This window comes from Candidatus Methylacidiphilales bacterium (assembly GCA_025056655.1).
Lineage (GTDB): Bacteria > Verrucomicrobiota > Verrucomicrobiia > Methylacidiphilales > JANWVL01 > JANWVL01.
In genome coordinates this window covers 1-18779 of sequence record JANWVL010000126.1, presented here as the reverse complement: position 1 = coordinate 18779, position 18779 = coordinate 1, and the positions used below count along the sequence as shown (strand labels likewise).

General features: G+C 48.8%; 19 protein-coding genes. 13 read left to right on the top strand and 6 right to left on the bottom strand.

Annotated elements, in window-relative coordinates:
* Positions 1 to 516 (top strand): aquaporin (locus NZM04_08260; protein ID MCS7064015.1); only part of this gene is annotated, 516 nt, incomplete at its 5' end.
* 26 nt (positions 517 to 542) lie between these two features.
* Positions 543 to 1244 carry a hypothetical protein gene (locus tag NZM04_08255; GenBank protein ID MCS7064014.1) on the top strand — a complete coding sequence of 234 codons (702 nt, stop codon included), beginning with the start codon at positions 543 to 545 and terminating at the stop codon, positions 1242 to 1244.
* 2 nt (positions 1245 to 1246) lie between these two features.
* Here the strand turns inward: NZM04_08255 and NZM04_08250 are convergent, their stop codons facing one another.
* A complete protein-coding gene (locus NZM04_08250; protein ID MCS7064013.1) occupies positions 1247 to 1561 on the bottom strand; it encodes a hypothetical protein in 315 nt (104 codons plus the stop codon).
* Positions 1562 to 1896: 335 nt separating this feature from the next.
* On the opposite strand from NZM04_08250, the gene nuoB reads away from it, so the two are divergent.
* From nuoB to NZM04_08230, 4 genes are read left to right on the top strand one after another with little or no spacing between them, the layout of a single operon-like run.
* Positions 1897 to 2424, top strand: a complete 528-nt coding sequence (nuoB, locus tag NZM04_08245) for an NADH-quinone oxidoreductase subunit NuoB (GenBank protein MCS7064012.1) — start codon at positions 1897 to 1899, stop codon at positions 2422 to 2424.
* Between the two features lie 33 nt (positions 2425 to 2457).
* Positions 2458 to 3030, top strand: a complete 573-nt coding sequence (locus NZM04_08240; protein MCS7064011.1) for an NADH-quinone oxidoreductase subunit C — start codon at positions 2458 to 2460, stop codon at positions 3028 to 3030.
* A 39-nt stretch (positions 3031 to 3069) separates the two neighbouring features.
* Positions 3070 to 4323, top strand: a complete 1254-nt coding sequence (gene nuoD, locus NZM04_08235; protein MCS7064010.1) for an NADH dehydrogenase (quinone) subunit D — start codon at positions 3070 to 3072, stop codon at positions 4321 to 4323.
* A gap of 16 nt (positions 4324 to 4339) precedes the next feature.
* A complete protein-coding gene (locus NZM04_08230) occupies positions 4340 to 5101 on the top strand; it encodes a type III pantothenate kinase (GenBank protein ID MCS7064009.1) in 762 nt (253 codons plus the stop codon).
* Here the strand turns inward: NZM04_08230 and NZM04_08225 are convergent.
* Positions 5098 to 5934, bottom strand: coding sequence for a hypothetical protein (locus NZM04_08225; GenBank protein MCS7064008.1), 837 nt, complete (start codon positions 5932 to 5934; stop codon positions 5098 to 5100). The two genes, NZM04_08230 and NZM04_08225, sit on opposite strands and share 4 nt — an antisense overlap.
* Between NZM04_08225 and NZM04_08220 the strand changes: the two genes are divergently transcribed.
* The gene (locus tag NZM04_08220; protein ID MCS7064007.1) at positions 5927 to 6139 is read left to right on the top strand and encodes a hypothetical protein; all 213 of its coding nucleotides are present in this window, start codon (positions 5927 to 5929) and stop codon (positions 6137 to 6139) included. The two genes, NZM04_08225 and NZM04_08220, sit on opposite strands and share 8 nt — an antisense overlap.
* Before the next feature lie 13 nt (positions 6140 to 6152).
* On the opposite strand, the gene NZM04_08215 is transcribed toward NZM04_08220, so the two are convergent.
* Both NZM04_08215 and thrS read right to left on the bottom strand, forming a co-directional pair.
* A complete protein-coding gene (locus NZM04_08215) occupies positions 6153 to 7190 on the bottom strand; it encodes a hypothetical protein (GenBank protein ID MCS7064006.1) in 1038 nt (345 codons plus the stop codon).
* A 6-nt stretch (positions 7191 to 7196) separates the two neighbouring features.
* Positions 7197 to 9062, bottom strand: coding sequence for a threonine--tRNA ligase (thrS, locus tag NZM04_08210; protein MCS7064005.1), 1866 nt, complete (start codon positions 9060 to 9062; stop codon positions 7197 to 7199).
* A gap of 117 nt (positions 9063 to 9179) precedes the next feature.
* On the opposite strand from thrS, the gene NZM04_08205 reads away from it, so the two are divergent.
* Together NZM04_08205 and NZM04_08200 are read left to right on the top strand one after the other, a co-directional pair.
* Positions 9180 to 9974, top strand: coding sequence for a CPBP family intramembrane metalloprotease (locus NZM04_08205; protein ID MCS7064004.1), 795 nt, complete (start codon positions 9180 to 9182; stop codon positions 9972 to 9974).
* A 21-nt stretch (positions 9975 to 9995) separates the two neighbouring features.
* Positions 9996 to 10913 (top strand): hypothetical protein, encoded by a 918-nt coding sequence (locus tag NZM04_08200; GenBank protein ID MCS7064003.1) that lies wholly within the window; start codon positions 9996 to 9998, stop codon positions 10911 to 10913.
* Positions 10914 to 10952: 39 nt separating this feature from the next.
* Here NZM04_08200 and NZM04_08195 read toward each other — a convergent pair whose 3' ends face one another.
* Positions 10953 to 11765, bottom strand: a complete 813-nt coding sequence (locus tag NZM04_08195; GenBank protein MCS7064002.1) for an enoyl-ACP reductase — start codon at positions 11763 to 11765, stop codon at positions 10953 to 10955.
* A gap of 95 nt (positions 11766 to 11860) precedes the next feature.
* The gene (locus tag NZM04_08190) at positions 11861 to 13072 is read right to left on the bottom strand and encodes a L,D-transpeptidase (GenBank protein ID MCS7064001.1); all 1212 of its coding nucleotides are present in this window, start codon (positions 13070 to 13072) and stop codon (positions 11861 to 11863) included.
* An 80-nt stretch (positions 13073 to 13152) separates the two neighbouring features.
* On the opposite strand from NZM04_08190, the gene queD reads away from it, so the two are divergent.
* The 4 genes from queD to NZM04_08170 all read left to right on the top strand — a co-directional run.
* Positions 13153 to 13518 (top strand): 6-carboxytetrahydropterin synthase QueD, encoded by a 366-nt coding sequence (gene queD, locus NZM04_08185; GenBank protein MCS7064000.1) that lies wholly within the window; start codon positions 13153 to 13155, stop codon positions 13516 to 13518.
* Between the two features lie 24 nt (positions 13519 to 13542).
* On the top strand, positions 13543 to 13965 hold the full coding sequence (locus tag NZM04_08180) for an HIT family protein (protein ID MCS7063999.1): 423 nt from the start codon (positions 13543 to 13545) through the stop codon (positions 13963 to 13965).
* 12 nt (positions 13966 to 13977) lie between these two features.
* Positions 13978 to 15000 (top strand): glycosyltransferase family 9 protein, encoded by a 1023-nt coding sequence (locus NZM04_08175; protein MCS7063998.1) that lies wholly within the window; start codon positions 13978 to 13980, stop codon positions 14998 to 15000.
* A gap of 248 nt (positions 15001 to 15248) precedes the next feature.
* Positions 15249 to 18779 (top strand): Ig domain-containing protein (locus NZM04_08170; GenBank protein ID MCS7063997.1); only part of this gene is annotated, 3531 nt, incomplete at its 3' end.

Genomic DNA, 18779 nt, shown 5'->3' with positions numbered 1-18779 from the left:
AGTATTTCCGGAGGACATCTCAACCCTGCCGTCAGTTTTGGCGCGTGGCTGGGAGGAAAATTATCGTTCTTCGGAATGCTCAAATACTGGGTAGCCCAGCTCGCAGGAAGCGCTCTGGCTGCCACACTGGCTCTTGTGCTCTACGGAAACGAAGCTTTGATCCACGGCACTCCTAAACTCGATTTTGATTTAGAATGGGCTTTTCTCCGAGGAGTAACCCTGGAAGCTATCGCTACATTCTTTTTGGTGTTCGTCGTATTTGGCACAGGCATAGATCCTCGTGGACCCAAGATCGGTGGTTTGGCCATCGGTTTCACGGTCACGATAGGGATTTTGGCCATCGGCCCACAGACCGGTGGAGCACTGAATCCCGCTAGGATGATCGGGCCTTGGCTTGTGAGTGGTGGGCTTTTCGGAGAAAACGGATGGATTCAAGCGATCGCGTATTGGATCGGTCCGCTTCTCGGTGGTGGAGTGGCTGCTTGGACCTATTCGCGTTTCCTCATGCAGCGCTGATGCTTTCACTTAGAAAGTGATATGCTATGTCCCATACACAACGCCGCTCTTCATTTCGTCGGTCATCGCGTTCAAGTACCCGTGGGGCACGCCCCAGCGGTTCAAGATCCCGAGAGGCCTCATCAGATGGAGAACATGAACGTCGTCATCGTTCTCGTTCATCCAAACCTAGTCTCTGGAGTCGGATACTAAGCTTTTTAGGGATACGTTCGGAGAAAACCGCTAAATCGAGTGGACGTTCCCGGACACGTTCGGCTTCTTCTGCAAGCAGCTTAGCTTCGCGTGCTGAGCCAGAACCTTTCAATCCAGAGTCGATCACCACGCCGCGTCTTTATGTAGGAAACTTGTCATATGATACCACTGAGAGCGATCTTTACGATGTCTTTACACGTTATGGTGTGGTGAAAAACGTCGAGATAATCATGGATCGCCGCACCCATCGCTCTAAGGGGTTCGGTTTTGTAGAGATGGAAACGCTTTCAGCCGCCCGCCAAGCTGCTGAAGCCTTACACCGCACGGAATTTATGGGGCGGACGATTGTGGTCAGCAGTGCCAAGAGTGATCCAGCGCTTCAGGCAGCAGAAGCAGATCAAGAGAAGAGTGTTTCAGTGGAGAATCCTTCTCAGGTTTCAACGGGTAACTCTACATCCGCTGAAACTCCCTCCACGGATTCTTCATCAGGCAGTTCTTCTGAAGACGATCCACAGGGATCTCCGGCAGCTAACTAATTTCACGGTAAAGCGTAGCTCTCATCGACCACACGACCGGTGAGGGGATGATAGATTTGTTCAATTATCCCCTCACCGATTTGTATACGGAAACGAAAAGGCGTTGAGAGCCCCTCTGGGTAAAAATAGACAACGTGTCGAGCTACCTTCTTCCACTGTTTCTCTGGCCAAATCATGAGCTCACACAGTGCATCCTTTGCCCAATAGTGTGTCATGATGGGATCAAGATCTCCTTCGAGGTCTTCTTTAGCCTCAACTAAGTCAAATCCCCTGGGATTAAAAACAATAGCGTAGGTTTTTTGCTCACTGGTTGCCATAGTCCTCGCGCGCACGCAATACTCCTCAAGAGCCCGAGTAGTCACACGTAACTGTTCTTCTAAGTAAATCCCAGACACAACTGGCACCGATATCCCAATAATTAGTGATACCACAAAAATTGCGATGATAATCTCAAGGAGCGTAAAGCCTCGTCTCAATCCATCGCAATCCAAACAAGGCATATCTCAAAATACGTCTGCGCACGGCTTCAGAAAAGCTAATTCCTGCATCGCAAGCCGGGCGGATGAGGATCGAAAAACAATCAGCCACAAAGCTAAGTTTCACCTTTGCGAGCTCATGGAAGCGGGCTACATTAAGAACTAAATTTCAAAAGATTATGGTTCATGGTCGTGAAATTGCCTATAACTCCAAAGTCGAAGGAAACGTCGTCATCACAAAGCTAGAAGCCGCAATAAACTGGATGCGAAAAAACTCTCTCTGGCCTATGCCGATGGGACTAGCCTGTTGCGCCATCGAGCTGATGGCGGCTGCTTCATCACGTTTCGATATTGCGCGATTCGGCGCCGAGGTGATGCGGTTTTCACCCCGACAATCCGATCTGCTCATCGTAGCTGGCACCGTCACCTACAAAATGGCATACTCAGTGAAAAGAATTTACGAGCAAATGCCTGATCCTAAGTGGGTGATTGCGATGGGAGCTTGCGCAAGCAGCGGTGGGATGTATCGCAGCTATGCAGTGCTCCAAGGAATCGATCAATTACTTCCCGTAGATATTTATATTTCTGGATGCCCCCCCCGCCCAGAAGCTCTGCTCGAGGGATTGATGCGCCTCCAACAGAAAATCGATACAGAGCCTTCCTTACGCCGCCTAAAACAACCCCCAGCCGTTATTGAAGCTTAATTTCTTTCTAATCCTTCCAGCTAGACCAACACTATGAACCTTGAGTATGCTTTGAAACTTCTCGCCGTCAGATTCGGAGATAAACTCGAAAAACCCACAACTTTCCGTGGTGAATACACCATACGCGTCAAAAACGCTGAAGATCTGCCAGAAGTTGCTTTATATCTCAAAAAAGACATTGGATGCGCTTATCTCCTGGACATCACGAGCATAGATCACTATGGGTCGGAGCCGCGCTTTGAAATTGTCTATGAATTTTATCACCTCGATGCTGGCTTTCATTTGCGCATCAAAACAAGCGTTCCCGAAGAGAAAGCTGAACTCCCTTCTATCACCTCAATTTATGCAACAGCCGATTGGCACGAGCGTGAAATCTATGACATGATGGGGATACGTTTCCGTGGTCACCCCGACTTGCGTCGAATCTTAATGTGGGAAGGTTATCCCTACTATCCACTCCGCAAAGATTTTCCCCTTGAAGGGAAAAGTAGTGACGAGGGAGAGATCGCATTCAGCCGCCCTGCGCCAATGGCTGGCGGGCCTTTCGTCACCCGCCCTGAATCACATAGCCACGACCGTGAACCTCGTGCAAACCCGGCCTTTTAATCTACCCGATCACAAATAACCTTAAGCACCCAAAACAACATGCCTACACAAACTATCGAATTCGTAGCCGGCGACAGCCTAGCTGCTGGCCAAAAAGCCCTAGAGCAAGCACAATCCGAGGATGCTATCAACAGCAAGCTCGTATTAAACATGGGACCTTCTCACCCGAGCACCCATGGCGTCTTGAGAATTGAGCTTGAGCTTGACGGAGAAATTATCACCAAAGCCACGCCGGACATAGGATATTTGCATCGCGGCGACGAAAAAATCGCCGAAAATATGCACTATAACCAGTTCATCCCCTACACCGATCGGCTTGATTACCTCGCGCCATTAGCCAACAACGTCGCCTACGCTTGCGCTGTGGAGAAACTCATGGGTATGGAAATTACTCCACGCTGCGCAGCTATTCGCGTAGTGTGTTGTGAACTCGCCCGCATTTCTGCCCACTTACTCGGTCTAGGCGCTTTTGCTATGGATTGTGGGGCGATGACAATCTTTCTCTACACCTTTACCGAGAGAGAAAAAATCTACAACCTCATTGAAGCCCTCACCGGCGCTCGTTTTACCACGACCTACACCCGCATCGGAGGATTAGCTCGAGATATACCCGAGGGTTGGAAATCAGAAGTGATCAAATTTGTGGATCAATTCCTGCCGGCCGTTGATGAGATTGATAAGCTTCTTACGCGTAACCCGATTTTTATAAACCGCACCAAAGATATAGGCGTCATCAGCAAAGAAGATGCGATGAATTATGGGTTAACTGGCCCAAACGCTCGTGGTAGTGGTGTAGATTACGACCTGCGCAAGAAACACCCTTACATCGGTTACGAAAAATACGACTTTGAAGTGCCGCTAGGATCCGTTGGAGATTGTTACGACCGATACCTTGTGCGCCTAGAGGAAATGCGGCAGTCATGCCATATCATCCATCAAGCCATCGATACAATGCCCGATGGCCCGATTAATATTTGCGACGACAAAAACGTCTTGCCCCAAAAAGATGCGGTGCTGACTAAAATGGAGGAATTGATTCACCAATTCATGATAGTCACCCAAGGGATCAACGCACCCAAGGGCGAAATCTACTTCGGAGCTGAAAATCCAAAGGGCGAACTCGGTTTTTACATTTACAGCAAAGGCGGAGGCGTCCCTTATCGTCTGAAAATTCGCGCGCCATCTTTTGTTAATCTCTCTATTTTGCCCAAAATTCTGCCTGGTTGCATGATGTCAGACGTCGTTGCCATCCTTGGTAGCCTTGACTTCGTGATGGGCGAATGTGACCGCTAATGCTTGAGGTGGAGCGATGCCGACAGCTCAATGGCTGCTGGTCGACGTTAGCAATTCATACACAAAATGGTGTTGGGCTTCGCCTAGCCGGATGCAAGCTGTCAAGCGAGTCGCCACTTCGAAAATCAACCCCTCTTGGTTTCAAGATAATATATGGAATAAGCATCCCCCCACATGTGTTTATTTGAGCAGCGTAGTGCCAAGTGTGACCGATATATTTAAAAGGCAGCTCCAGGTTCATGGCACAGCTTTGAGGTTGCTACACGGCAGAGCAGCTTTACCGATTTCACTCGAATATCCTCGGCCTGAAACAATCGGCGCTGATCGTTTGGCGAATGCTATTGGTGCTCAAGATAAATATGGTGCGCCAGCAATCGTAGTAGACTTTGGCACGGCTGTGACCTTTGATATTATCAATGCGGATGGGGCTTATTGTGGTGGTGTGATAGCTCCGGGGCTGAGTCTGATGACTGAGTATCTCCACGAAAAGACGGCTCTATTGCCATTGATCCAGCTACGACGACCGCATCGCACTGTCGGTAAAAGCACAGCAGGGGCAATTCGCGCTGGAGCTTATTGGGGCTACAGTGGATTGGTTAAAGAAATCTTAGCACGTGTGGTGAAGGAGCAACACATGCGGAGTCCCACTATAGTTGCAACGGGAGGGGATGCTGCTTTTATCATTCAAGCGCTTGAACAAAAGGTCATTCACGATCCGACGTTAACACTTCACGGCTTGTGGAGATGGGGGGTGTTTCTGCAAAGTTGTTCGCACTAGTAGGCGAGCTGTAAATAAAAATCTTTGATGTGTATTGGGAAAATGTCCCTTGGATCACGTCGTCGTATTTCAAAGAGAATTGAGTTTTCGCCAGAGTCAAGAAGCTTCGGGTCAATATAGATTGTGCCTTGCCGCCATCCTGCAAAATAAGCTTGTCTGTTGGGTCTTTCGAAAATGCCGCTTGTCGCTAGTGAGGGCACTTCGATGTTTAAGATGCCTGCATATTGGTCGTTAACCCAAACCCCGATGCGATCAAGAAGTGCTGGACCAATAATTTGGGTTTGTATACGAGCATGCAACGGCTGTTTTTCTAAAGTTACGAAGAATCTTACACCTTCGTCTATGCGCGCATAAGTTTCTATAACCGCCGCATTAATAACCCTGCCTTGCCAATAATCTACGGTTGGCTGTTGAGGCTCTCCTGAAAGGTCATGTTGGGAATAGGTTTTGTTATTTGAATCCACTAAAAGAAGCTTGGGTTCTGATGGATGCTCTTCAGGAATGATGTGGATCGTCTCAGCGCTTACCCATTGGAACTGCACTTTGATGAGGGCATCTATGTTTTCCTGAGCTTCAAAAATCAGCGTGTTTGTATTTGTAATGCGATCAGAGGAGATCAGAAAAGAACGTTGGTTTGGCACACCAGTCCCCTCGAAGAGATTTTCTGAGAGGAGATAGTTTTGGCCAGCATCCGTTTCCCAACTCGCTTTTAGATACCCATTTGCTCGATCCCGAAAGAAAACTGTAATGAAAAGAGCTTGGGTGTTGTTGGCTCTAGGAGCGTTAATCTGAAATTGCAGAAAATTCTGAGCATCACCTTCAGGAATGGGCAAGATAGAAATCCAGTTAGGCAAGTTGTTGTTAGAGTCAAATGGCGCACGGACTGTTGCATCCGACGATGCAACAAGTGCGCATGGCGCAATTACCGATACTGCCGAGGCTACTATCAGTAAGAAAGATAAAGATATTTTTACACGCAGCATCTTAAAATACCAAATACAACCGATATTTTTAATGTCAAAAATAGATGTTAGTTAGCAAAACTTCATCTCTAACGGATGTAGAATTTCTCGGTCTTCCACTGTTTGTTAACTCGAAGCGTCTGAAACCATCCTGAGCGATCATGCATGGGGACCCAGCGGCGTTCCTCCGAGCGATAATGCCAATCTTTATCTACTAGAAAATAAACTTGTCGCCCTTCTATTTCTAGCACGTTGCAGATTTCTTCGTTGTGGTAATTTTGAGTGTCGTAATCCGTTATATCCACTTGTGTCATTTCCGATAAAACGTGATAGAGGTCTCTTAACAAAGCATCCTGCTCAGCCGTCAAATCCTTAACTGTGAGTCCGATCCGACGAGCTTCTCGTGCTGTGATCGGATAAGAATGCGATGGATATTCATAATTAAGCGCATAGCTAATCCGATCGGCTTTAGCCGTATCGTCCATGTGGTAACTCAATAGTTCTTTGCAAATCCTCATTGAAAGAGAGCTTGAGCGATCTAACGCCCCGAGCACAAGGGGGTGCAGATATTTGTAAATTTCAGGAAATGGATTGCTGGCTAGTTTTTGTTCCCTCCACATCCGTAAAATTCTCATAACCTCATCTTGGCTTACAGAGACGAGATTGTTGTGATGGTCCACTGGAGACAGATCGTGTTTTAAAGAAGTGTCTACTGCCGTCAGATAAGAGGTCGGTCCCATATAGATTTCATTAGCGCCGAGAGCCACCATCGTCGCTGCCGACGCGCACTCAAAAGGCGCCAGTAGAGTAATGTGAGAAAAACGCTGTCGAAGCAAATGGACTAACCGTAACGCTGCTTCTGGATTGCCACCATCCGATTTGAGGAAGAGTGCAACTCTCCCAGCACTTTTCCAGTCGACGAGTAATCTGGACATCGCCACAACATCATTATGGCAAATTGAGCCGCCTGACGATGTCCAATAAATCAAGAGTGGCAGTTCAAATACGGCCTGAATTTTTCGAATCAGGTGTTGCGTTTTATCGATATGTTGTAATGCTCGGTGAGTCTTGGGACGAGTCTTGCGCGACACCTCAGCACGTGAAGCTCTCGGGAGAGATTTAGGCATAATGTCTTAATCAGGTCGTCTTTCAGAGATAGCGGAAATAATGTTTTCTATAACTTTATCTTTAGGTAATGCCCCCTGTGGACCTTTCCCGCGGAGTCGCACCGAGACTTTTCCTTCCGCAAGATCACGCGGTCCTATGATTAGCATTGTGTGGACGTGCGCTTTTTCCGCATTGGCAATTTTAGCCTTGATCGGATCACTAGAGTAATCTCCGCGGACCCGCACCAATTCTTGAATCAGGATCGATTCAATTCCACGCGCATATTGAAGTAGCGGCTCTTCCACCCCAATTGTCAATATTCTCACTTGCTCAGGGGATAACCACAAAGGAAAATTCCCAGCGTAATGTTCAATTAAAAAACCAATGAATCGCTCGTGCGTCCCAAGCGGTGCACGATGGATACAGAGAGGAGTCTTCTCAGTATTGTCGCGATCCCGATAGGTCAAGCCAAAACGCTTTGGAACAGCAAAGTCCACTTGGTTAGTCGCTATTGTGAATTCACGCCCAACCGCGCTCCAGACTTGAACGTCAATTTTGGGTCCGTAGAAAGCTGCTTCATTAGGGACCTCAACAAAGGGAATTCCACTATCTATTAAGACCTGCCTGACCATTGCTTCAGTCTTCAACCAAAGTTCCGGCTCATTCACATATTTTTGCCCCAATTTTGTTGGGTCGTGAGTTGAGAAGCGCATCACATATTTTTGGAATCCAAAAATTTTAAAGTAGTGGAGATACATCTCATTCACCGCCCGAAATTCCTCTGCAAACTGCTCCTCAGTGCAATAAATGTGGGCGTCGTTCATGTTCAATGACCGCACACGCATCAGGCCAAAAAGTTCCCCACTTTGCTCGTAACGATAACAACATCCATATTCAGCTAAGCGTAAAGGGAGATCACGATAACTCCTCGGCTGAGCAGCAAAAATCCGATGATGATGAGGACAGTTCATGGCTTTCAAATAATATCGCTCGGTCGCTTTCTCTGCCTTATCCGTATTTCCTAAGGTTTGCTCAGATCCTTCACTTACGACGATCGGCGGAAACATACTATCCGCGTAGTATGGGAGATGCCCGGAAGTTACATACATCTTCTCTCGCGCGATGTGTGGCGTGCGCACCCTTTGATAACCCGATCGAAATTCTGTTTCCTTAGCTAATTTTTCAAGTTCTTCCACTAGCACTGTGCCATTCGGCAACCAAAGAGGAAGCCCCGCTCCCACATACTCAGCATCGATAACATAAAGAGAAAGCTCTGCACCAAGACGACGATGGTCACGTTTCTTCGCCTCCTCGATCATCGCAAAATAGGCATCTAACTCTGCCTTTGTTTTAAATGCTGTGCCGTAGATCCTTTGCAGTTGGGGATTGCGCTCGTCCCCTTTGTAATAAGCGCTTGCGACCGAGGTCAACTTGAAAGCTCCGATTTCCCCAGTCCGCATCACATGAGGTCCAGCACAGAGATCTATAAAATCGCCATTTCGGTAATACGTGATCACCTCTCCCTCAGGAATTTGTTGAATCAGGTCAAGCTTATACTTCGACGGTTGTCCTTCACGAACGGATAAACTGCCTAATCGTCCAGACATTGCGTCAGTAATAGCTTGTTCACGACTCACTTCGATTCTCTCAAAAGGATGATTAGCCCTGATCTCTTTCTTCATCTCTGCCTCGATCGCGGGAAAATCCTCCGGGGTAATCCGATGTGAACATTCCAAATCATAGTAAAATCCATTCTCTACCGGTGGTCCATAAGCGAATTGCGCATCCGGCCAAAGCCTTGATATAGCTGTCGCCATGACGTGTGCGCATGAATGGCGAATTCTCTCAAGCTCTGTCATTCTAGAATCATTCTCAAGCGATTGATGTGCCATATGTCCTAAAAAAACCAAACTATACACTACTTTCCCTTAGCTTAAACTAACGAACTATAAGCTGGTGCCAAAGATAAAAAGCTTGTGCCCTGCTCTCTACTAGCAAAATTTCAACCCATGAGTTGGCTATCCGAGAACGAATGGCGAGCCACACAAGCCGTTGCACCGTGGTTCATCTTTCTATTTCTCAGTGCGATTTTACTCTTTCTCATCACTGCAAAACCATGGACAGCCTTACTAAAGAGCTTGAAATGTGAGGGAGGAAAAGTCACACCTCTATCGCGACCGTTACCCTTTATCTGTGCCATAGGAACTTGGCTAGTAATAGCTCAACTCGAATCCTTTGAGACCACCATAATGTTAATCGGAAGTCTACTCCTAGTCCCCTTGACATTGGGCACGGGGGAAATTCTTCGACTTGGATGGTGGCCCAGCCCCTTGCGTTTTATCTTCCACTATATCCTGCTCGGCCTCGGCACGGTATTCATTCTTTGGCTATTACATGCATCTTTAACTTACCTCTGGTTCCTTGCAAAATGGCCCTTCCACGAACAACCCGCCGTTAAAATTTTCTTACAAACTCAGGGCCTCGTCCCCATCCTTGTCTTTGTCCTTCAAGCTTGCTTTATAGCTCCTCTCATCGAAGAATTTTTCTTCCGAGGCACGTTATACCCGTTACTTAAAACTTTCTCCCATCCCCTCATCGCAGCCTTTGTAACAAGCCTTATATTCGCTTGGATACATTTCTACTGGGTGGGATTTCTGCCACTTTTCTTGTTAGGATTACTTCTTACGGCAGCTTATGAGCGAACCGGTTCCGTGTGGGCCTCGATTGGTATACATATTGGCTTCAACACACTTAACATTATAGCACTATTAATCTTGAAGGCCGGCATTGAGCAACTCTCTTGAACTTTACTACTGTGCCCCCAAATGTCGCCCCAGCCTTTATCTCTGACTCTAAAATTTGCCCATAAGGCTAAAGTTGATCTAACAACCACCTTTACCTGTGGACAATCTTTTGTTTGGACTCCACAGAACGATGGTTCATGGAAGGGCTACATAGATGCATTCCCAACACAAATTCGACAACTAAATCACAACACCTTTATTATACGCACTTCAGCTCCGCGTGAAGTTGTTGAGGACTATTTCCAAGCCCATCAGGATTGGGATAAAATGGTAGCCACATTTCCCTCTGACGATCGTGTCTTAAAGGCTGCGCTAGACTACGCTGGCGGGATGATTCTGCTCAGGCAGCCCCTGTGGGAAACAATCGCCTCATTTATACTCTCCTCTCAAAAACAAATTCCGCACATCTCAACCCTTGTTTCTCGATTGCGTCAACATCTCGGTCAACCCATATCTCCGAAACATTTTTCTTTCCCCACACCCGAGACCCTCGCCCAAACGTCAGAATCAGAATTGCGTGCACTAGGTCTTGGTTTTCGCGCCAAAAGCCTAAGGATAGCCGCTCAACAAATCGCATCAGGAGAGCTCGACCTACGTTCATTAGCATTGCTACCCTACAATCAGGCTCATCAAAGACTTCAACTTCTGCGAGGCGTTGGCCCCAAAATTGCAGATTGCATCTGCCTCTTTGCTTTAGGACACTACGTCGCCTTTCCTCTAGATACCTGGATTCTCCGCCTCGTTCGAAAAATATATCTTCCGCGCAAACAAAAACTTTCACCCGAAGCTATCCAAAAATTCGCCGCCTCACACTTCGGGCCTTATGCAGGCTATGCGCAACAAATCCTCTTTCATTGGATCCGCCACCACTGGCGAAATACCCATCTCAAATCCCCATCAAACCAAAAGACGTTTGCCTCCAAAAACTCCGTCAGATAACGCTCCTGCCCCCTCTCCGAATAGCACCTCTAGGAATACCTAAACCCGAGGCTGTTTATCCTGTTTTAACGGCTCTGCCTGCATCCCCATGACGCTATATCCGCAATCCACGTAAATCGTCTGCCCCGTGATAGCCGCACTTCCGTCTTCAGCCAAAAAAAGGCCCGTAGCACCAAGTTCAGCAAACTCCACATTTCTCCGAAGCGGTGAATTAGCTTCGTAATATTTCAACATCTCCGTAAAGCCGGCTATTCCCCGTGCTGCTAAAGTATTCATCGGCCCCGCACTGATAGCGTTTACACGAATCTTCTGTGGACCTAAATCATAAGCAAGATAACGCACTGTCGCCTCAAGCGAGGCTTTCGCCACCCCCATCACATTATAGTGCGGAATAACCTTTTCAGCACCATAGTAGGTCATCGCCACAATACTCCCCCCCTCACTCATCAAAGGCAAAACAGCTCGAGCTAATCCCAAAAGTGAATACGCACTGACATCATGCGCAATCCTAAATGCCTCACGAGTGGTCTGAATAAAGCGTCCCGCCAAAGCTTCCCTAGGCGCATAAGCAACACTATGCAACAGCAAATGGACGCGATCCGTATGGTTTCGGACGTTCGACATAAACGCCTCAATTTCCCCATCACTCGTCACATCGCATGGATAGACAGGTGTACCATCACCAAAAGTCTCCACCAACTCTTCAACGTTCTCCTTAACTCTCTCACCTTGATAGTTGAATATCAACCGAGCCCCCGCTTCATGCCATGCTTGCGCGATTGCCCATGCAATGCTCCTACGATTAGCTACACCAAATATTAAACCGACTTTTCCCGACAAACTCTTTTTCATTTCACTCATCCTCCTTTTGTCTCTCGATCAAAACAAATTGTCACGCTTAAATGTTACAATTCAATTAACAAAGCACCCACATCACCACTCCCCTATCACCATACCACATCAATCTCTGATCCGATTTTCACCATTTGTCGAAACTTCTTGACATTCCAATTTGCCAGACGAATGCAACCATGCGACACCGCTTGGCCAATCTGCGACGGCACAGCCGTTCCATGAATCCCATACCCCGGACGATTTAGACCAATCCAATGTATCCCGACAGGATTGTTAGGTCCCGGAGGAATCACCAATTTTTGCGTGATCCCTTCCTTTTCTGCAATTTCCTTCATAATCTCAGGATTAAAAAGATAGTTGGGATTTTCCACACTACTGATCACTTTCAATCTTCCTACCGGAGCCTTCTCCTTATCCGCTGCTATCGCAATGGGAAAGTGCGCAACTATCCTCGCCTTTTTATCAAACACTTGTATCGATTTAGATGTCAAATGCACCTTGATCTCGCCCACATCCTTGTAGCTCGGCAAAGGTCGCTTGCTTTCAACATTTGGCACCACCACCTGCACCCCTACACCCAACTCTTGCACCGCAGGATTCAAACGCCTTAAAAAATAAGGAGCTACATGAAACTTTTCAACCAACACCTCCCATAAGTTGTAATACCCAAGTCTCTTCTTCTTGCTTTTGTCCAAAAACTTTTCAGGTGGAGGATCCACTAATTTAACATCTTCAGCCGTTATCGTATAAAGAATAAAAGGTTGCGGAATACTCCCCATCGCCTGACTTGTTAGCACATCTATCCTCCCTGTCTGAGGAATCCCCATAGAACGTTGAAACGACGCCACAGCCGCCTCCATCATCGGACCGATAGCCCCATCCACCCATCCAGACGAAAAATGCAGACGCTCCATGCCGACTTGATAAATCGCTACATAAAGAGTCTGTGTATCAATATACCTCGAATCAATCCATGCCCGCCATTCCTGCCCAGCCGGCGCCTGATTCAAGCCACTCTCCTGATGCAATTCAGCACGAGGCACCAACCCACGAGGATAAGCCCTGCGCACAGTAGGCTCCGCATAAGCCGCACTATCCACTCTTTGCGATTGCGTGATTTGAGCTAGCAACCCACCTACCCAAAAACCATACACCACTCTCTTTGTCTCCATTGTCACAACCCCATCATCCCCCCTCTCCTTACTCGCATCCCTACTGGCCTGTAACCCCACCACATAAAACACAGCCACCAATCCCACCCATAAACAAAGACCCTCACAAAAAGCAGTAAAGCTGTGCTTCATCAAAAATTGCATCGCGACACATTATAAGCTATAGCTCACGATACAATCTTTATATACTAATCCCACCCCTTCTCCCGAGCATGACAATCATCATCACCAAAGATTTTCACTTCGAAGCCGCCCAATCACTGGCTTCATTTCCAGAGGGGCACAAATGCCGGCACATCCATGGCCACAGCTTCAAGGTCAGCATTAGCATAAAAGGCCCTGTCAACCCCCAAACGGGATTACTTCGCGACCACGCAGAGATCTCACAAGCCATGCGCCCCATTCTAAAAAAAATAGACCATGCCTACCTCAACGACATCCCAGGCCTCGAAAACCCAACCATCGAAAACATCGCCGCTTGGCTCTGGCACCAACTCAAACCACACCTCCCCGAACTCTATGAAATCACCCTACACGAAACCCCACATGCCCGCTGCACCTTCCGCGGCGAATTCTAACCCCTTCACAATCAAATCATCACTATGAGCTCTATCTTCACTCGAATCATCCAACGTGAAATCCCAGCCGCAATCGTTTACGAAGATGACCTCGTCATCGCTTTCCTCGATATCGCACCCATCCACCCCGGCCACACACTCGTCGTCCCCAAACAAGAAGTAGCTTCACTCACCGACCTCCCTCCCGACACCGGCGCTCACCTCTTCCGCATCGCCCAAAAAATCGCCAACGCCATCCGCTCCAGCTCCCTTCCCTGCGATGGCATCAACCTCTGGCTAAACGATGGAGCAGCAGCCGGCCAAGAGATCTTCCACTTACACCTCCACGTTATCCCTCGCATCGCTGGCGACGGCTTTGGATGGCACCGCCCCCCACACTTAAGAACCTCCCCCACCCCACAGGAGCTTGCCTCCCACGCAGCAGCAATTCGCCAAGCCCTAGTCTAGCGCCTGCCCCTCATGCCCCTGCGCATCCTCGCAATCCAAATTCAACAACCCGGGGATGCAATCCTCACCACACCTGCCCTCCGGTGCCTCATCAATCAAGGTCACGAAGTCCATCTCCTCGCACAACCCCTCTCCGCCCAACTCCTTGCACACTTCCCCGGCCTTCATTCCATCGAAGCCATCCCCCGCTCACAACTCCCTCGACTCACAGATTTTCACCGCGCCCTCCGCTATCTCACCAAAAAACCATTCGACCGCACTTATATCTTCACCCAAATCAACGACCGCAACCTCATATGGGCGCTCCTCAGCCGCGCCCGCGAACGCATAGCCCCACGCCGCGACCGCATCCCACCATGGATCCCCCGCCGTGCTTTCACCTGGATTGAAAAACTTCCCCCCTCCTACCACGAAGTCGCCCAGCACCTCCACATCATCGGCCTCTCCCCATCCGAAGCCCCCAAATATCGCCTAGAATATTACCCACCCCCTACGGCCCTCGAAAAAGCCCACCACATCCTCTCCCAGCATAAAATCCAACCCCACACCCACCTCCACATCCACCTCACTGCCCGCTGGCCATCCAAATGCTGGCCACACTTCCACATGATCGCTCTGCTCCAAATGCTACAACAAAAACAACCCCACCTCCCCCTCTTCCTCACCACTGGCCCAGCTCCACACGAGCTCGATTATGCCAGAAAAATCATCACCCACTTCCCCAACCTCCCCCACGCCTTCGGCACCCTAAAAGTAAACGAACTCGGCGCCCTCATCGCCCTCTCCCGAGCTTTCTTCGGCATGGACTCTATGCCCATGCACCTCGCCGCTGCGCTCCAAATCCCTGGCATCGCCCTCTTCGGCAAAACTAACCCCCACAACTTCGGCCCCTGGCAATCCCCCATCACAGTCTTCACCTCCGATTGCTCCTGCAATGCCTCAGCCTCTGTAAACCATTTATGCCGACCTCACCCACTTTGCCTGAAGAACATCCACCCACAAAAAATTGCAGAAAAATTAATATCTATCTATTAGCACATCAACTATGAAGAGCATAAATTTTACCATTTAATTTGCATTAATAAAAATTTTAATTAAAAAATTTCTTGCATTTTTTTTAAATTCAGTATACTAATGGCTAACTTCATAACCCTATGAAAATTTACCTTAAAAAAACTGGTAAAATTTTAAATAAGACCAACCGCAGCAGATGCCAAATAACTACAGCATCAAAACCCCAAGCTCCCTTTCACCGAACCCCGTATCTAACCGAAGGGGGCCCTATGCATTTCCCACCCCAAGCTCTATTCGTTTTCAAATGTCTCATTCCAACCTTAATCCTAGGCTGTCTTACGCACGTCAACCCAAGTTGCTTTGCCTCATCCCCTATCTGGGGAACATACTATGGCGGAAGTGGAGATGACAGAATCCTATCCGTCCACACAGATGGAGCCCGAATTGCAGTCGGAGGCATTACCACATCACCTAGTGGTATTGCAACCCCTGGCGTAGCTCAATCCACCCATGCAGGGAGCAAAGACGGCTTTGTGGCCGTTTTCGACGGATCAGGCAAAAGGCAATGGGCAACTTACTTGGGAGGCTGGGCAGAGGATGAAATTGTTTCCGTCAAAATCGACGGCGGTGGGGTCTATGCAGTGGGTAATTCTCGCTCTACTAACTTTATTCCTAACCCAAAAGGCGGCCAAGACGGCTTTGTCTCACGACTAAACCCATCCAACGGCCAAGAGATCTGGCGTACAGTCATCGGCGGAAATGGTGACGATACCCTATTTAACTCAGACACTTTCCCCGGAGGAATTATTGTTGTAGGCTCAACTCTATCTACAAACCTATCCGCCAATGGCTACCAAAAAACCCATCTCGGTGGATTGACCGGCTTCGCGCAAATCATCAACAGCAATGGAGGGTACGGACCCGCAACCTACTACGGAGGCTGGGGGCAGACTCAGATCCAAGCAGTAAAAGCCAGTAATGGAGAAATTTACATAGCTGGATCCACCACTGCGACCGAGGGTATTGCCAGTCAAGGAGCCCTACAATCCTCTCACCCCGCTAACGGCTTCATAGCTTCCGCTTTCATTGCTCGGCTCGGAGAAAATTTAAACACCCGTGCCTGGGGCACTTACATAGGTAACGATAATCAGACCATCATCCACACACTCGCTCTCGATGCTTCAAAGGTATATGCTGGTGGCTACACCGATGGCAATTCTCTCCCACAGGGTATTAAAAACACCCCACACCAAGGCATCAAAAGAGGCTGGCAAGACGGATTCGTCGTTGCCCTAAACCGAAGCAACGGAAGCGAAGCATGGTGGAACTTCATCGGAGGAGAAGGGCAAGAGGCCGTCTTTGCCCTTCATTCGGATGGCAGCCGAATTTATGCCGCCGGAGTGAGCGATTCTATCTCCGGCGTATCCACAGACGCCAGACCACAAGGCAGTGGTGATGGTTTTATTGTAGCATACAGCTCAGATGGCAATCGATCTTGGGGGCAAGTCCTTGGTGGCCACGACCAAGATACAGTATTTTCTATCGTTCAGCTTAACTCAGACCTTATCGTAGCAGGTGTAACTCGCTCACAAAGTAACATCGTTTCAGGCTCAACCCCACATCAATCCTCTTTTGGAGGAGGATATGAGGATGGATTCATTATGCGAAGAACCTCCTCCGGCGCCGATAAATCCCTAAAAATTGCTGGCCCAACGACCACACAAAAAATCAAAGTCGGGCCTCTTCCTTCTCCAATACAAATGTCTGTGATCGCAAACGGACCAGCAAGCCGATGGGAAATCTTAAACCAAAATTGGCAAGCTTATTCCCTTCAAATTAACGACTCAGGCCGAATCACTGGAGAATTCTATCAGCCAGGCACCTACACAGTCCAGGTGGTCGCATATAATTCCAACAACGAACCCAGTAACATCCATTCCATACCATTCGAAGTCCTCGATAATTGCCCAAGCTTCACCCGTCACGGAAAACAATCGTTCACCACGGGCGAATATATTGAGATCTCGATAAGCTCTAACAAAAAAATCAACGACTGGCTCATCAGCCCATCTCTCCCCCTAGGACTCACCCTCAACAAAAACGAATATTCTGCCTCCATCACAGGTATCTTGTCCACCTCCCACAACCAAAAATACACCCTCACCGCGAAAACCAACTGTGGAGAGGACTCCAAAATTGATGTCCAAATCACTGTAGCACAGCCAGGTGCTGCCCCGTGCACCATTTCAGGGAATACCATCACCGTAAACATAAACGGCACCGTAGGACAGAGTCTCAATTACACCGAACTCCCCAAGCAATTATCATCCAGTTGCGGATCCGTCAAAGGGTGGCGGGTATGGAGTGGTTCCACTCTTCCAGAAGGACTCTCTCTGCATTCCACAACAGGAGCGATTACAGGCACTCCACGGAATGCTACCACAGGACACTATGCCATAATTGAAGCGTGGAACGATTTTGGTCATGCCTCGATCGCAGTTAACTTTCATATCGCTGCTGCTCCGCTCAAGCCCTGTCTCAATCAAACCTCCACGCAAATCTCCGGCACCGTCGGCCAACCAATCACCCCGATAGATCTCAACACATTCCTTCAAAACTCATCAAGTTGCGGCTCTGCCACATCATGGCTAATCGTCAGTGGCAACTGGCCCAATGGCATCAGCCTCAGCGGAAGCACCATCTCAGGCACACCCAGCAACACCGGAAATACAACCATCACCTTGCGTCCCTTAAATCAAAATGTCCAAGCCGATACCACGCTGCAGATAACGTTCAACATCGCTCCCAACATCCAACGGCCCTGCTTTAGCCAAAACTCAGTTAATATTAGTGGCACCGTAGGCACTGCCCTACAATCCATCGACCTCCGCACCTACCTCTCCAATGGCACCAATTGCGGCCAGCCCACCAACTGGCAAATCGTATCCGGTTCCCTCCCACAAGGACTCATTCACAACAATGGCGTGATCTCAGGCACTCCAACCGCCGCAGTCAACAACCAATCCGTCACCATCCGCGCCTCCAACTCCGCTGGCTCAGCCGACATCACTCTCACCTTCAACATCGCCACCAACGTGAGGCCACCCTGTTTTAATCAGACAATCGCCGAAGTGGGGGGCACTGTCGGAACCGCGATCCAAGCTGTAGATTTGCGAAATTATTTAACCAATAATCCCAATTGCGGGCAACCGTCGTCATGGCAAATTGTAAGTGGGACTCTGCCAAGTGGTCTGACACACAGCAACGGCCAGATTTCCGGCACACCGACAAGTGCTACTACGGCTCAAGCAGTCACATTCCGAGCCTCAAACTCTGCAGGCCAAGCTGAAATCACCGTGTGGTTTACGTTCACTCCACGCCCCACAAGGCCTCCATGCTTTAACCTGAGCAACCGCTACATGCATCAATACGTCACCCAAGGGCAATCCTTCAACTACGATCTCAAACAACATATAGTCGATACCTCACCGAACTGCGGCCCAGCCACGAGTTGGAGCGTTGTCAGTGGGCAGTTGCCTGGCGTTACCCTGAATAACAACGGCGTTCTATCCGGCACCTGGCAACAGGCAGGCTTCTTCAGTCTCGTCGTGCGTGCGAGCAACGCGGATGGAAATGAAACGTTGACGCTGGAATTCACGGTCGCCTCGAATTTGCGGCCGCCGTGTTTTCGGACGACGTTGACGGGTGTGGAGAGTGAGCGGAATCGGCCGTTGGTATTGAATTTGCAGGAGGAGATAGAGCCGGAGTCGCAGTATTGTGGGGCGCCGACGGGTTGGCGA